Here is a 15,924-nt window from a genome sequence, read left to right as displayed (position 1 = left end):
CAATAATATGATAAAAAAAACAGCTTGCTTAAACCTGTTATTCATCAGTCTGATGTCTTTTGCCGTAGCGCAGAAAAAATCGGTTGTAGAGCCAGAAACTTTAATGGGTAATCGCTTTCTTACTTTTAATACAGTGATAAGAGTGAATCAGATTGAAGTGGCAAGAGATAAAAATGTAGGGGAAGATGAAAGAGCGCTTCATACGCCTCAGCGAGTGATTGCTTTTAGAGATGCATTAGAAAAGGGTTTCCCTGGAGCAAAAATGACTTGGGCATTGAGTTGGTTAGCCTTAAATGACAGCACTGAAAACTATAGAGAAATTCGGAAATTAATTAAAGATTATCATTATAAATATGGCGATGAGGTAACTTTTATTCCTGGCGCTTATTTTGCAAATGCCTATAATTCTATTGATCAGGTGAATAAAGATTTGCATGATGGTCTTGCATTGGTAAGTAATTTGGTTGGCGATAACTATCGTCCGCTAAGCGTAGTCGCGGGTTTTCTCGCTTCCGAAAATCAGCAATATCTAGCTGAAAAGGAACATATTTACGTTTGTCAGGGCAATATCTGGAGCCAGTTTGCAATCGATAATCAAGATGGTGATGGTTCGGTGAGTTATCCGTTTTATCCATCTAAAGAACATTTCTGTAAACCAGCGCAAGGAAAAGCTGATTTTATTGATTGTGTAAATCTGGATGGTTGGACAGTTGATTTTTTGGCCGGAAGAAGACAAGGCAGAGCAGGTGGATTTAATAGTAGAATGGGTGTTGGGCCAATTGAAACATTAGGTAAACATGGAAATAAAATTGGCTTGGAAGAAATGATGCATAGCACTGCGATACATTTCGACAAAGGTTTTGAATTAAATGGTTTTGCATGGGTAACCAACTGCTGGGAGCTGAGTTTGGAATACGATCCGGCAAGGTTAACAGATTGGGTAAGTAGTGTAAAAAAACGCTGGCCAGATACTAAATTAATAACACAAGGTGAATTTGGGATGCTGTGGAGAAAACATTATAAAAGCAATACCTTCAATTACCGTTTTGTTGAAAGAGGTTCGGGTATTGGAGGTTCGGATGCGAATAATGAAATCAGGTGGTTTATGAATAAGGATTTCAGACTAGCGCTGTTAAAGGATTGGAAGCTTAATAGCCCACAAATGGTGATAGATTTTACAAGATATGATCTCAAAGCTAAACAGCCAACAATCCAAACCAGACAATGGAGTTTGCTTGGTGATATTAACCAGAAACAAACCCGACCACAAGATAAGCCTGTTCAATTGAACAACATGCCTGAAAAGTCATTATCTATAATTCAGAAAAAATATCCTCAATTAACTAAAGAATTACAATAACTGAATCTTGATTTCCATTCAAGCCCACCTTAATTTATCTATGAACAACACAATGAAAACAGCTAAAATAAAAATTATACTTCTTGTTGGATTGGTCGCGATATTCGGCTTTTCTGCCTTCAGCAGTATTATTACTCATGAAAATCCTGGCTCAGCAGAAAGCCCGAAGATTATAAATATTGTAAACTTTATTCGCCTGCTTGAGCCTAGAGATGCAAAAATAACGCAAGAAGTGCTTTATCAAACTGTTGTAAGCCAGGTAGAGATTATGAAGAAATACAACCTGCCAGGAACGTTTTTGCTTCAATATGATGCTTTGATGGACCCACGTTATCAAAAACTCTTATCCGCTTTGCCGAAAGATTCTTTCGAAATTGGTGCATGGTGGGAATTGCCACAACCACTTATAGAAAAGGCAGGACTGAAATGGCGTGGACGCTTTCCATGGGATTGGCACGCAGATGTTGGCTTTGCAACCGGATATACGCCTGCTGAACGTGAAAAAATTATTGATGTTTATATGGCAGATTTTAAAAAGATTTTCGGCTATTATCCAAAATCAGTTGCCTCATGGTTTATTGATGCACATAGTTTGAACTATATGTATGAAAAATATCAAATCGTAGCTTCTGCAAACTGTAAAGACCAATACGGTACGGATGGTTATACATTATGGGGTGGTTACTGGAATCAGGCATATTACCCAAGTAAAATTAACTCTTATATGCCTGCGCAAAACGCGGAGAAACAAATTCCTGTCCCTGTATTTAGGATGTTGGGTAGCGACCCAATCCGTCAGTATGATACCGGTTTAGGCTCTAGAAGGCAAGGTGTGATTACACTTGAACCGGTTTACAAATTCGGAGGCGGTGATAAAACGTGGGTAAACTGGTTTTTTGAAACGTTTACGCAAGACCGTTCTTTAGGTTTTAATTATGCTCAGGCAGGACAGGAAAATTCTTTTATATGGGATGATGTTAAAAAAGGTTTTGAAATCCAAATGCCGCTTATAGCTAAGTTAAGAGATGAAGGAAAGCTCAAAGTAGAAAAAATGGTAGAGTCGGGGGAATGGTTTAAGAAAAACTATAAAGTTACACCTGCTACTTCTTTTGCTGTAAGTAAAGATATAGAAGGTGGCGACCAAAAAACGTTGTGGTACAACAGCCGTTTTTACAGAATGAATTTACTTTGGGAAAATGACGGTTTAAGAATCCGAGATATTCATTTATTTAATGAGAATTTTCCTGACAAATACACTACTCAAAAAGCGACATCTAACGAATGTTCGTTTTATACGTTTCCTGTAGTAGAAGGATACCTTTGGAGTAAAAAAGATCAACTTGCGGGACTACGCCTGAAGGCGCTGGTAAACGGAAAAGAAATTTTATTGAAAGGCGGGAAACCTGTATTTACTGATAATGGTAAAAATACTGTTAACGTAACCTGGCCTTTAACTTCTATTGATGGGAACCTGCAAATGACATTCACGGAGCAGACTTTCAGCATTAAAATCATAACAAAAGAAAAACTGAATTGGTATTTAGACCTCAATACAGCCAATGGGGCAAAACTTCCCTTCGGTAGCATCAGTAAAGGTAGTATTGCTTGTAATTTTGAAGGCGCAGACTACAATTTTTTAATCAATAAAGGCAGTTTTTCTGTGCCAAGCAACGGAGCAGTATTTAGAGTTACTCCATTAAATAATTTGATTTCGCTGAATTTGGTAACTGCAATTAAATAATGACAACTTAAAAATACGGACTTGGTTAATTCTAAATCCGTATTTTTAATATTGATATTCCATACCGTGTAATGCAAACTTATTTGAAGTCCTCCATCAAATGAAAAAAACTACTTTGTTTTTAGTTCTTTTCTCACTGCTTGCTCACATCGCAATTTCACAGGAGAAAGTTCAGCTCGATGAGCGTTATAAGCCTTTCATAAACCTTGAAGAATACATGCAGCCATTCTGGAATGCATCCACAATAACGGATGAAACCGTAATGGTAATCCGCGATGGTGAAATAAATTCTGTAACACTGCTTTATCAGGCAGCAGAAATTCTATCTGTGAGATCAACTGACCACAGCATAACTTACACAAAGGGTAAAGACTGGATTTTACGCAATGGCAAATTGATTATTTTACCCAATTCCCGAGTTCCTTGTTTAAATAAAGCAGATCTTGTTTTTAAGCATAAAAAAGAAGGATTTTCAATGACGGGTAAACTTGATTCTACCTTCGTACTTTTTAAAGAAGGCCTTTATTTTCAATCACAGCAAATATCTGTAAGTTATAAACGTAAACCAGGCGATAGGTGGCAAGGTGCTGTTCCTGTAATTAATGATGATGCGCTGCCAATAACCCGTGTAAAACTTAAAAGTAAGCAGCCTGTAAAAATTTGTTTTCTTGGCAATAGCATTGAAGTGGGATATAATTCGAGTGGATTGATGAACGGTGCCCCATATATGCCATCATGGCCGGAATTAGTAACCTGGAAACTTAAGGATTTCTTTCAAAATGAGATTATTTATTCCAATCCATCAGTTGCCGGAAAGATGGCAAGCTGGGGTGCGGAAAAAGCTGCCGAAATTGCTGCGAAAGAAAAGCCTGATTTACTTGTGATAGGTTTTGGAATGAACGATGGTGCTTCCAAAGTAGCTCCTGATGAATACCTTAAAAACATTAGAAAAATTATTAATTCGACACTTGAAATTAACCCCGCAACTGAATTTATACTTATCTCACCAATGCTTGCCAATCCGAATGCGATTCAAGATGGTATACAAGGAAGTTATGCTCAGGAGTTGAAAAAATTATCTTCAAAAAATATTGCAATTGTTGATATGACAGGCGTACACAAAACATTATTAACAAAGAAGAATTATCAGGACATGACAGGTAATAATGTAAATCACCCAAACGATTACCTATCCAGATGGTATGCTCAAATGATATGTGGGCTTTTCATCAATTAAAACAAAACAAATCAGAACAACAAATTGCCTTTGGTAAACTTGAAAGTACTACACGGAAATGTTATCAATGTATTACTTTTTCTCTACGAAAACTTTAATCAGCCGTTTAGCAATTACTTCGTTGCCTTTATCAGAAGGATGAAGGCCATCATAAGTCATTTTTATAGCATCTACCGGATAAGGATATTCATCTCGCTTAGCATCATAAGGTATATTTATTGATGCCGGATAGGTATATTTCTTATAATTTTCTGTACTTGGGATTTTTAGCTTTTTAAATTTAACCAGGTTTTTCAGTTGTAGTGCTTTGTCGTGGTAAAGGTCTACTACAGAAATATGCTCAAGTCTAGCTATTGCCGAAATCGCTTTTGCAAACTCTTCTAAATGCTGCCCAGCTTTGCTTTTATAAGAACCGTATGCGTTGTTGGTCGGCTCTGCGATATAAACAAAATCAACTCGCTGTATAGGGGTAATCAAGATAATTTTGGCATGGGGATTTATATTTTTTATTCCATCTAAAATGATTCTGTAAGAGCCATAAAGCGTAGAGTTTCCATCGTTGTTAATGTAGTTTTCAATTTTTCCAACAGGTCTTCCAGCCCACCAATCATTTGTGCCCAGAAAAACGGTATATACATCTGCTTTTGGAATTTCGAGCGTATTAAATCGGCCTGCAATTGCGGCTGCCGTCCAGCCGTTGTAGCCTTTATTAATGTAAGTAAATGAACTCAATGCTTCGGTTACCCTGCTAAGATAACCCTTTGAAACACGGTTTCCGGTTTCTTCCAGATGGTCATTCAGGTAAGTTATTGAATCTCCTATCGCTACCCATTTTGTAGATTCTGGTTTGAAAGAAAATAGAAATAAGCAAATTATGAGTATTGATAGCTTTTGTTTCATAGATGTTTTGCGGAGCGTTTCCGCTCTAATAATAGGATTGCATTACAAAATTACAACATTCTTTTAGTTGTCCATCCTAAGCAGTCTACACTTAAAACTTAACTAACAAAGCTCAAGACTAGAGCTCTTTTAATTGTACGTACAAAAACGAACTTAATTTATGAAATGCTAAAGAAGAATGTTGAGCCTTTACCTTGCTCACTATCTACCCAAATTTTACCATTATGCCTTTTAATAATTTCCGCACATAAATAAAGCCCGATTCCGAAACCTGAAATTGTTGTAGGCTGGTTGGCCACTCTATAGTATCTCTCAAAAAGTTTTTCCTTGTCTTCTTCTCGAATGCCATAGCCTTGATCCTGCACCGATACCTGAACAGAATTTTCCATAGGTTTGCAACGAATATTTATTGTGCTACCGGCTGGAGAATATTTTATCGCATTGCTGATGAAATTATTGATAACCTGACCTATCTTGTCGCGATCGGCGTTTACAAATGATTCACCTTCGCTCGTAAAAATTAATTTGTGACTCGTTACTGTAAGCTGAAATTCACTTTCTATTTCACTAACAAGGTGAGCAAGATCGAAATATTGATTGTCGATATGTATTTTGCCAGATTCTAGCCTCGACATATTCAAAAAGCTATTGATCATGTTGGTCATTTTTTTCAGCTGATTGTTTGCCTTGTCTAAAGCCGGAACAGAAAAACTATCTTCATTTTTCTTTGCTCTGATTTGAAGAAGCTGAAGGTAACCGCTTATTGATGTTAGCGGTGTTTTGAGTTCATGGCTAACCATGCCAATAAAATCATTTTTTCGTTGCTCATCTGCTTTAGCTTCTGTTATATCAGAAACAATACCAACCATTTTAATGGCTTTCCCATCATTATCATATCGTGCCCTTCCATGCGCATTAATCCAATGTATTGTTTCATCTGGCCATTGTACTTCATATTCTGCCTGATAAACACTATGCGTTTCAATTGCAATTTTTACACGTTCTTTAATTCCTTCCCGATAAATCGGTAACATAGATTCAAACAGTTGGGGGTACGTAAAACGCTGATCTAATGGTCTTCCATAACAAGTTTTAAAACGATCGTTACACTCCATGTTTCCTGTTGCCAAATCTACTTCTGTAGAGCCTAAAGCCCCTGCATCCATGGCGATTTTTAATCGAGTATTTGCCTCAGAGATTTCTTTACTGTAATTTACCTGCTCAGTTACATCCTGTAATACACCACTCAACCGAATGGCTTGTCCTTCATTATTAAACAGGGTTTTGCCTTTTGCTCTAACAATTCTTGGCTTGCCAGATAAAATTATTGAATACTCTTTTTCATAATCACCACCAGAACTAATATTTAGTGCATGTTCGATGGCTGAAATAACCTCTGAACGATCGCTATCGGCAATCACATTGGTTGCATGTTCAAGCTCTATTTCTTCCTCCGGCGCTAAACCAAACCAGGATTTAAGTAAATCATTTCCTGTAAATCTTCCGGTTACGGGATTAAGATCGAATGTTCCGAGGCCGGCAGCGTTAATAGCGAGTTCAAGTTCACCCTGATTAATGCCTAATTGTTCATAAAGTAAACTTAATTGTTGATTGTACTCCGTCATTTCTTCATTCGAAGTCATCAATTCTTCATTTAATGCAGCCAGCTGTTCATTAAGCCTATTTGTTTCCTTAGCTGCAAACTCAATTTGCTGCTTGGCAATTTCCAGATCGCTAACATCAGCAGCAGTATTCATTACACCGTAAATCTTGCCAGATTCATCTCTTAATGCTGTAAAATTATAATTGAAAAAATAGGTTTTTAGTTCGCCATTTACTTCCAGGTTAATTGCCTGATTTCGGGCCATGAAAGGTATTCCTGTTAAGAAAACATCATCAAGTTGTTTAAATACAGATTGGTTTTCAAGTTCAGGAAGAATTTCTTTGTAACACTTACCAATCACATCATTACCCTTTCCCCAAACATCCAAAATTGATTGATTTGCAAAAGTAATCCTGAGTTCTCTGCCTAAATAAACTCCGATTGGAAATGGAGCACTTTCTATTATTGCCCGTGTACGGAACTCACTTTCAGCAAGGTTTTGGTTGCTTAATTCTAAATCTTCTTTGCTTATTGCAAGTTCTTCATTCGATGCTAATAGTTCTTCATTTGAAGCTCTGATTTCTTCATTTGATGCTTCTAACTGCTGATTTAGCATTGAAATTGTCTCAAGCCTTTGCTCAACACGTTTTTCGAGTGAGGCATTTAGAGACTTGAGACTATCTTTTGTAACCTGAAGTTCTTCATTAGTTGTTCTTATTTCTTCAAAAGCTGCGGCAAGCTCCTCGTTACTGGCCATCAATTCTTCGTTTGTAGCCGCCAGTTCTTCGTTTAATGCTTGTTCTCTACCTAATGTTAATTCTGTTTCAATTACCTTTTCGTAAATTTTATTTTTCAAATACCGCTCAGTAACATCAGTTGCCGTGTGTAAAATACAGATTGTTTTCCCATCACTCCCTAACATTGCCTTGTATTCAAAATCAAAAAAAATGGTTTCTTTTTTTCCATTGATTATTAACTCTGCAGGGGTGTCTGAACCACCTATGGTTAAACCCTCTCTCCACACTTTGGCAAACATTTCAATAAAAGGCTGTCCTTTAAGCTCGGGTAATGCGGCTTCTAAAGATTTTCCAATAACCGAATTATCCTTGCCCCAGATGTTAATCATAGCATCGTTGGCAAATTGTATGTAAGCTTCTTCTCCAACATGTACCGCTGTAGCTGTTTTGGTATGCTGGAATATTTCCAGAAGTGTATCGACTTGAAGGTAGGGTGGGCCTTGTGCCATATGTTATATTCAGGTATTTTACGAAGATATTAATTGTTATTTACCAATGTTACTGCTTAATAGATTGCAACTACTTAAAAGGGTTGCTACTACTTAATTATCAAAATCATAATAATAAAATGGTAACCAAATTATCATCAGTTTTTATTTAATTATATAGTAAAGCAAATTGGTGATACAAAAGTTTTTGTAAAAATAAGATTTAGTGCTTACTAATTGATTTGAACGCTAACCTATATCAGTTTTGCGTAAGGCTTCCCAATCGTTATATCCAACATATTGTGCAAGACTATTCAAAACAAACGGTAAAAATCTCAAATTTTCTTCACTCTGCTCGAAATACCGTTTAATGGTTGTTTGAGATAAATAATTTCCTGTTTTATTAAAAATGTCTTCTGATATAGTCCTGTAATTTGCTTTAGAACCTGTTGAAGAAACTTCAGCCATAATCCTGATTTTTAGTTTTGCATGCAGTAGAGTATCTGTATTCATAGCAAGCAGGAAAGAGTTAATAGTAGACTTCTAATAAAGTGATTTACATTTAGAATTGTTTTAGCTGATAGGTTCAAAAGACGATTTATTTGATATTTGTCAACTATTATTTCTGCAATAGACTAAGAATACTCCAATACCCATTCAGGTGTCTTTTCAATACTGAACAAAATGGATCTTAACATTACAAATTTTAGGTTTATTTTTATAACACTTATTAAAACAAGAAACTCTTAATTAGGTTAATCAGGTTCTTGAGAATATATTTGTCGTTATTAATATTCATAAAATGAAAAGCAGTAATACACATGAGTCTTCCGATATGGAAATGAGAAGAATCGCTGCGCTTGAATACTACCGAGTTGCCGGTACAACACCTGAATCAGCCTTTGATGAATTAACCAAACTCGCTAGTCGCATATTCAATGTTCCCATAGCTTTAATCTGTTTTATCGGGAAAGAGCAGGTATATTACAAATCAAATGTAGGTTACGGTTCGGAAATGACTCAATTACGTTCTGAAAGTTTATGTAACCAAGCCATGCAATCTAAGCATGTAACGTTTATAAAAGATGTTAACGTTGCTATTCCTGATATTTCAAATCCGCTGGGAATTTCTTTCTATGCTGCGGCTCCACTTATTACCAGGCAAGGAGAAAGAATTGGAACCATTTGCGTTATGGATTATCAAAGTAAAAATTTCGATGAAAATCAGCAAGAAATTTTAGCCGGACTTGCTAAAGTCGTTATGGACAGAACTGAATTGCGTCTTATTGCATTAAATGAAGTATTGCTAAGGGAGCAGAATGAGCATATCACTTCTTTTAATACAGAAATTGTTAATCGAAATACAGATTTAATGGAATATCAGGATCAGGTTTCGAAGGCGAATAGTCTTTTGGAGAGTGTACTAGATAGTTACGAACGCTTGTTTAAGTACACGCCAGTTGCTATTGGAATTTGCTCGGGTTCTACTAAAAATATCTGGCAATCAAACGATGCTCTTAATAATATTTTCGGTAATGATGATTCTTTAATCGGGCAGCAACTCGATTCAGTTGTCAGCGAAGTTGGTAACGAAAAGTTTATTTCATTGCTTGATGAAGTGTATACAACCCGTAAACCTTATCATGCTGCAGCTATGAAATTGAAGATTAATCATCATGGAAAATCTAAAATTTTATATGCAAACCTTTCATTACAACCAGTTGCAAGAATGGGGGATGAGCCGGATAATATTATGTTTATTCTTGCTGATGTTACGGACCTGGTCGTATCCAAACAGTTAACCCATGAAGCTAATCTTGTGTTAACGAATGCTATTGAAGTTGCGGGTATGGGCTATACTGTTGTAGAGTTCGCTACAGGCAATATGACTTCAAACAATCAGTTGAAAAAGAATTATGGTTATCTCCCTGAAGAGGCATTTGGTTATTCTGACCTCTTTAATACGATGTTGCCAGAATATAAACAGAATATCAGAGATGCTGTTCAGCACGCCATTGATACCAATGGAATTTACCGGGCAGAATATGAAGTGAAATGGAGAGATGGTTCACTTCATTGGATTAGAGGTTTTGGCAAGCCAGTATATAATGCCGATGGAAAGGCTACTCACATTATAGGTTTAAATCAGATTATAGAAAAACCATAATTTTCTACACATACTTAACTTTAAAACAATTTATAAGAGATAACAGAATTGGCATTAAAAGTAGGTACATATACCGTTTTGCTTTTATCATCATATCCAATATCGGCAGTATTCATTTTGCCTTGCACATCTAAAATTTTGGTTTTCGTGCCATCTGCTTTAATATGATAAATAATACCTGCCCAACATGATACAATAAAATCTCCATTGGGAAGTAATTCAAGACCATCACCCGGTTTTTCTAGTCCGGTGGCAATTACTATTCTCTCCTTCTTTGAATTAAACTTTATCAGTTCAGTTCCCGCCAAAACGTAGAGCTCGCTTCCTGAGTATTTTAATCCATTTGCGGCTGTTACATTTTCTAAATAAAGTTCACTTTTTCCATTCGATATAAGGTGTATTTTATTTGTTCTGGTATCTGAAACATATATATTACCCTTATTATCTACTGTTATATCATTTAAAAAAACGGCATCGGGAACTTGTGTTGAAAATATTATTTTAGCCTTTGGGATATCTATTGCCAAAACTTTATCTATATCTGCCACATATAACACATTTTTATATATGCCCATGCCTTTTGGTGCATTTAAGCCACTAATCCACTCTGCATTTTTTAAACTTCCATCAAGGTTAAGTACGGCAATGCCACCCTTGCCATCCTTTTTACCAGGTTCTCCATCAATTAGTGATACAAACAATGTTTTTGACTTTGCATCATATAAAACCGATTCTGGAACGGGTAACTTTTCTTCAGATTTCCATATTTGTTGAAGGCTTTGCGCTTTTGAGAGAGTAAATGATGTAAGTGTTATAAATAGTATGGAAGAGAAGAATTTCATTTTTGCTTTTGATATTGGTGAAAAGTATTATTTAATAACATTTAAGCTGAGCAATTGATTGGCTAAATGTTCTAATCTACACAAAATACTAAAATTAACTTATTTGTTTAGTTAAAGGTTTGTCTGAATATTAAAGGAGAAAGTTTTGTCTTCGCTTTAAATAATTTAGTAAATGATTGGGGATGCTCGAATCCTAACTCATAAGCAATTTCGCTAACCGATAAATCTGTTGTAGATAGTTTTTCTTTAGCTTTTTCTATTAATTTATCGTGGATGAATTGCTGAGTGCTTTGGCCTGTAAGGTTTTTTAATAACCGGCTTAAATAATTGGGTGAAATATTGAGTTCGCTGGCGATGAAATTTACTGTAGGCAAACCCTGTGTGGTATAGCTATTCTTCTGGAAATAATCTTTCAATACTTCTTCAAAACGATCAAGTATTTTATGATTGGTAATTTTTCGGGTTATAAACTGCCTTTCATAAAATCGCTCTGAATAATTAAGTAAGGTTTCTATGTTAGAAATAATAATGCTTTGGCTAAATTTATCAATATTAGCATGATATTCCTGCTGAATATTAGACATGATTGTATTTAGAGTTGCTTCTTCCTTTTCTGAAAGGAAAAGAGCTTCATTTACAGAATAATCAAAAAACTCGTACTGCGTAATGGTTTTTGCAAGCGTTGTATTCCATAAAAAATCTGGATGAATAAGCAACATATAGCCCGATTGCTTTGTAGTTGCTTTTGGGTCATGTTCAATTCGGAAAACCTGATTTGGAGCTAAAAAAAACATTACACCCTCATCAAAATCGTAATCTTGTTGGCCGTATTTCATCTTAAAATCCATACCTCTTTTTATAGAGATTTGGTAAAAATCCAGCATCCAATTGGTTTCTCCAATATTTGCCGGGCGTTTCATTTTGCTAAAATCAATTAAGCTGATAAGCGGATGTTCGGGTTTGGGTAAACCACGTACACGATGAAATTCAGTAATACTTTTTATGCGTTGAGTAACTTTCTTTTCCATAGCAGAAAATTCTTTTAATTGATAGGGATAAAATTAACTTAAAAACCGCTTTAAAATATTGTTCAGCGGTTTTTAAGTTAATCAAAAACTAAAAATAATTTTCTTCCATATCCTGTAACAGACCAATATGGATAGGTTTCCAGTTTAAAACCTCTTTTGTTTTTTCGCCAGATGCATTAGCATCCAACATTGCAAAACGTCCCATCCAGTTAAAATGTTTCTCAATCTCATCTCCTGATAATGATGTAACTGGCAGGTTTAGTTTTTCTCCAATAAGCGTGGCTATCTGTTTAAACTCGATGCCATTATCGGCAACCACATTATAAACTGCACCTTTTTTAGCTTTTTCTAAAGCTAAACGAAAAGCCTTTGCGGCATCCAATCTATGTACGGCCGACCAACGATTTAATCCTTCATTAGGATAGGCTGAAATACCACTTTTACGTGCTAAATCGATTAGAAACGGAACAAATCCTTTATCACCGATATCATGTACAGATGGCGGGAAACGTACAGAAGATGCATTTATACCTTTTGCTGCAAGTTCTAGCGCTGAAGCTTCTGAAGTACGTGGCGAATTCTCTGCGCTACTTTCCTCAGTTATCGTACCGTTGATTTTTGGTAAACCTAACATTCCTGACGTCACTACAATAGGTTTTTCAGTTCCAAGCAATGCTTCACCCATAGTAGCTATCGCTGCTTTATCAATTTCGCCAGCTTTTAAATACTTCGTAAAATCGTGTACAAAAGCGGTATGTATAACACCGTCGGCCTGTGAAGCACCTTGTTTTAAAATATCCAGATCTTCTAATCCGCCGAGCAAAACTTCAGCACCTGCATCGCTTATTTTTTTTGCCGACTCTGCGTTACGGGCAAGACCAATTACCTCGTGGCCTGCGCTTATTAATTCTTTTACTACTGCTGAGCCTACAAAACCAGAAGCTCCTGTTACAAATACTTTCATCTTATAATTTTTTTGTTGATGTAAAATTGCAATAATATGAAGTGACGTATTTAGCCAAATCTATCTTTAAATAAGCCAAAAAGGATTTTATTTAATTCGTTGGAGTTGTTATTTTTATGTGAACACACAACAAATCATTTTATATAATGTTATATTAGTAGCAAAATCGGTAAAATAACGGTTTACAATTTCTTCTGATTCCGACACCTGATTTTAATACATCTGTTTGTTTGCGTTATGTAGAGCAAACGGAACATATGTCAAAAAAGGTAAAATTTTCCAGCACTTCTAATTCTGCGTTTTATGCTACAACTCGATTTAGAGTTAGTCAGTTCTTTAGCGAGCAGGAAGTAAATCAACATGCTAACTCGCATATGTGGTTTAAAACTGCATTTTTTTTAACAGGCTTTGTAGGTTTGTATTTGTTAATGTTAATAAACATATTACCTCCGCTAGTTTTGTTGCCAATGGCTGCGGGTCTTGGAATGTTTAGTGCATTTGTTGGTTTTAATGTTTGCCATGATGCCATCCACGGTGCGCTATCTGGCAATTGCAAAGTTAACAAGGCATTTGGATTAATTTTTAATCTGATTGGTGCCAATCCATATGTTTGGAGCATTATTCATAATGTAGTTCACCATACTTATACCAACATTCCTGGTCACGATGAAGATATTGAAGTTGCGCCCGGACTCATTCGTATCTCTCACGATGATGAAATTAATGCAATTCAACGTTTTCAGCATTGGTATGCTTTTCCGTTGTACAGCCTGGCCTCACTTTCCTGGATATTCAGAAAAGACTACGTGAAATTTTTTCAGAAGGAAATCGGTTCACATCAAAACAAGCATCCAAAAGTAGAATATTTTAACCTGTTTTTTTATAAGGCATTGTATTACTTTTTGTTTATTGTATTACCCTTAATGGTTCTAAGTGTTAACTGGTGGCAGTTTATAATAGGTTTCTTAGTTTTACATATTGCCCAGGGCCTAACCATGGGCTTAGTTTTTCAACTTGCGCATGTAGTGGAAGGAACCACATTTCCGTTGCCAAATGAACACAGTCAGATGTGTGAAGCATGGGCAGAGCACCAAATGAGAACAACAGCTAATTTTGCAACTCAAAACAAGTTCGCAGCTTTTTTTCTTGGAGGATTAAATCGGCAGATAGAGCACCATTTGTTTCCTAAAGTTTGCCATATTCATTACGGACAAATTTCGCTTATTGTAAAACAAACAGCTAGTGAATTTAACCTTCCATATATCGAAAATCAAACTTTTTTTGATGCGTTAAAGTCACATTTTTTAACACTAAAGAAATTTAGTAGAGAGGTAACGCCTGCTTGAGAATAAAATTTGATTAGAGTTGCTTTAGAAAATAAGCGCTGATTTTAGAATGTTATTCATAAGAGTAGAAATTTTAAAAACAATCCATGCCAGGTAGTGTTTTCAATAACAATCTATCAAAAAAACATGGAAAATCAAGAAAAAACAACAGAAGTACTAAACGATTTAATTCAGATTAATAACGACCGTGCTGACGGTTTTGATAAAGCATCTGCGGATATCGAAGATGAAAACATCGACTTAAAAGCAACCTTTGAGAAATTATCCGGACAGAGCAGAAAAAATGTTACGGAACTAGCCGGACTTGTTGGTAAGCAAGGTGAAAATCCTGATACAGGTAATACCATTTTAGGGAGCATTCACCGTGCGTGGATAGACATTAAAGCAAGTTTTGGTGGCAACGACAGAACCAGTATTTTAGAAGAGTGCGAACGTGGTGAAGACGCCATTAAAAAAGCTTACAAAGAAGCGCTTCAGGAGAATGAACTTGGTGAAGAAGTTAGAACGGTATTGCTTGATCAGCAGCAAGGCATTAATCTAAGTCATGATGCGATTAAAGCTTTACGCGATGCGCACAAAGCAATATAGTTTAAAGGTTATTTATTGTTAATGAAAAATGGGATTATGAAATCCCATTTTTTTTGTGAAAAAATTAGCCTATAGTTTTTAGAATATATAAAAAGCATAAAACGAGAAAAGCCCGGAATTTTCCGGGCTTTTCTTTTTATCAAATAATAAGATTATTTCATTGATTTTTTAATCATTTCGATCTTATCCAAATGTGCTTTCACAACAGGAGCTGTTTTCGAAGCAAATGCTTTTAAATCAGCATCCTCACCATCTTTAGCTTCTTTTTCCATTAAATCATGAGTCGATTTATGTCCATCAACCATTGCATCAACATAAGCTTTGTCGAAATCTGCACCGGTTTTTTTACTTAAATCATCCATTTTCTTTTGGTGATCAGCATCAACGGTTGTTGGAAGCGTAATGTTTTTCATAGCTGCAATAGACATTAACTCAGTGTTTGCCTTTCCATGATCACTTACCATCATAGTTGCAAATTCTTTAACTGAAGCATTAGTGCTTTTCTCAAGTGCTAATTTACCCATTTCTACTTCAGCCATGCCGCCAGCAGCTGCAGTTGTTGCAAATTTAGAATCACCTTCTGCAACGGCAATACCGCCGGTTTCAGCAACATTAGTTGTGGTGTCTTTAGCCATGTTTAAACTATCGGCTGTGTCTTTAGCGTCTTTGTTTCCGCTACAAGCTTGCATTCCAAGCGCAATGACTGGTATAGCCATTACATAAAATAACTTTTTCATAGTATAAAATTTTGTTGTTGGTAATACAACCTTAAATCGGGTTAAAGGTTTTGAAAAAATTAGTTTAACGAGTTATTCCGAAGAGATAATTTTTAAATAAAGTTTGTGTAAAAATTTCAATCGATTGAAATTCGCTGGTTATGCATATTGGATATCGTTCAGAAAGAATTTGCAGGTTTAATACTT

Annotated in this window: 13 protein-coding genes; 6 read left to right on the top strand and 7 right to left on the bottom strand. The window is 35.8% G+C overall.

What is annotated here, in order from left to right; genetic code table 11:
* Positions 1 to 7 precede the first annotated feature (7 nt).
* The 3 genes from ACO05K_RS09745 to ACO05K_RS09735 all read left to right on the top strand — a co-directional run bounded on the left by ACO05K_RS09745 (position 8) and on the right by ACO05K_RS09735 (position 4,338).
* Complete coding sequence (locus ACO05K_RS09745; protein ID WP_421944251.1) at positions 8 to 1,360, top strand: DUF3863 domain-containing protein; 1,353 nt, start codon at positions 8 to 10, stop codon at positions 1,358 to 1,360.
* A 52-nt stretch (positions 1,361 to 1,412) separates the two neighbouring features.
* Positions 1,413 to 3,101 (top strand): hypothetical protein, encoded by a 1,689-nt coding sequence (locus tag ACO05K_RS09740; RefSeq protein WP_421944250.1) that lies wholly within the window; start codon positions 1,413 to 1,415, stop codon positions 3,099 to 3,101.
* A 100-nt stretch (positions 3,102 to 3,201) separates the two neighbouring features.
* Positions 3,202 to 4,338, top strand: a complete 1,137-nt coding sequence (locus tag ACO05K_RS09735; protein ID WP_421944249.1) for an SGNH/GDSL hydrolase family protein — start codon at positions 3,202 to 3,204, stop codon at positions 4,336 to 4,338.
* 72 nt (positions 4,339 to 4,410) lie between these two features.
* Here the strand turns inward: ACO05K_RS09735 and ACO05K_RS09730 are convergent, their stop codons facing one another.
* The 3 genes from ACO05K_RS09730 to ACO05K_RS09720 all read right to left on the bottom strand — a co-directional run bounded on the left by ACO05K_RS09730 (position 4,411) and on the right by ACO05K_RS09720 (position 8,579).
* A complete protein-coding gene (locus ACO05K_RS09730) occupies positions 4,411 to 5,238 on the bottom strand; it encodes an SGNH/GDSL hydrolase family protein (RefSeq protein WP_421944248.1) in 828 nt (275 codons plus the stop codon).
* Positions 5,239 to 5,396: 158 nt separating this feature from the next.
* Positions 5,397 to 8,087 carry an ATP-binding protein gene (locus tag ACO05K_RS09725; RefSeq protein WP_421944247.1) on the bottom strand — a complete coding sequence of 897 codons (2,691 nt, stop codon included), beginning with the start codon at positions 8,085 to 8,087 and terminating at the stop codon, positions 5,397 to 5,399.
* Between the two features lie 228 nt (positions 8,088 to 8,315).
* Positions 8,316 to 8,579 (bottom strand): hypothetical protein, encoded by a 264-nt coding sequence (locus ACO05K_RS09720; protein WP_421944246.1) that lies wholly within the window; start codon positions 8,577 to 8,579, stop codon positions 8,316 to 8,318.
* A gap of 289 nt (positions 8,580 to 8,868) precedes the next feature.
* On the opposite strand from ACO05K_RS09720, the gene ACO05K_RS09715 reads away from it, so the two are divergent.
* The gene (locus ACO05K_RS09715) at positions 8,869 to 10,233 is read left to right on the top strand and encodes a PAS domain-containing protein (RefSeq protein WP_421944245.1); all 1,365 of its coding nucleotides are present in this window, start codon (positions 8,869 to 8,871) and stop codon (positions 10,231 to 10,233) included.
* A 20-nt stretch (positions 10,234 to 10,253) separates the two neighbouring features.
* Here the strand turns inward: ACO05K_RS09715 and ACO05K_RS09710 are convergent, their stop codons facing one another.
* The 3 genes from ACO05K_RS09710 to ACO05K_RS09700 all read right to left on the bottom strand — a co-directional run bounded on the left by ACO05K_RS09710 (position 10,254) and on the right by ACO05K_RS09700 (position 13,067).
* Positions 10,254 to 11,075: an SMP-30/gluconolactonase/LRE family protein gene (locus ACO05K_RS09710; protein WP_421944244.1), complete on the bottom strand. Its 822-nt coding sequence runs from the start codon at positions 11,073 to 11,075 to the stop codon at positions 10,254 to 10,256.
* Between the two features lie 107 nt (positions 11,076 to 11,182).
* Positions 11,183 to 12,103 (bottom strand): helix-turn-helix domain-containing protein, encoded by a 921-nt coding sequence (locus ACO05K_RS09705; protein ID WP_421944243.1) that lies wholly within the window; start codon positions 12,101 to 12,103, stop codon positions 11,183 to 11,185.
* 88 nt (positions 12,104 to 12,191) lie between these two features.
* Entirely contained in the window at positions 12,192 to 13,067 is an 876-nt protein-coding gene (locus ACO05K_RS09700) for an SDR family oxidoreductase (protein ID WP_421944242.1), read from the bottom strand.
* Positions 13,068 to 13,324: 257 nt separating this feature from the next.
* Between ACO05K_RS09700 and ACO05K_RS09695 the strand changes: the two genes are divergently transcribed.
* Positions 13,325 to 14,413 (top strand): fatty acid desaturase family protein, encoded by a 1,089-nt coding sequence (locus tag ACO05K_RS09695; RefSeq protein ID WP_421944241.1) that lies wholly within the window; start codon positions 13,325 to 13,327, stop codon positions 14,411 to 14,413.
* 126 nt (positions 14,414 to 14,539) lie between these two features.
* On the top strand, positions 14,540 to 15,001 hold the full coding sequence (locus ACO05K_RS09690) for a PA2169 family four-helix-bundle protein (RefSeq protein ID WP_421944240.1): 462 nt from the start codon (positions 14,540 to 14,542) through the stop codon (positions 14,999 to 15,001).
* A 152-nt stretch (positions 15,002 to 15,153) separates the two neighbouring features.
* Here ACO05K_RS09690 and ACO05K_RS09685 read toward each other — a convergent pair whose 3' ends face one another.
* The gene (locus ACO05K_RS09685) at positions 15,154 to 15,738 is read right to left on the bottom strand and encodes a DUF4142 domain-containing protein (RefSeq protein ID WP_421944239.1); all 585 of its coding nucleotides are present in this window, start codon (positions 15,736 to 15,738) and stop codon (positions 15,154 to 15,156) included.
* Positions 15,739 to 15,924: the final 186 nt, after the last annotated feature.

Origin of the sequence: Pedobacter sp., from assembly GCF_965227205.1 — a bacterium.
Lineage (GTDB): Bacteria > Bacteroidota > Bacteroidia > Sphingobacteriales > Sphingobacteriaceae > Pedobacter.
Note: the sequence above shows the minus strand (reverse complement) of the source record. Positions and strands in the feature narration are given on the sequence as shown.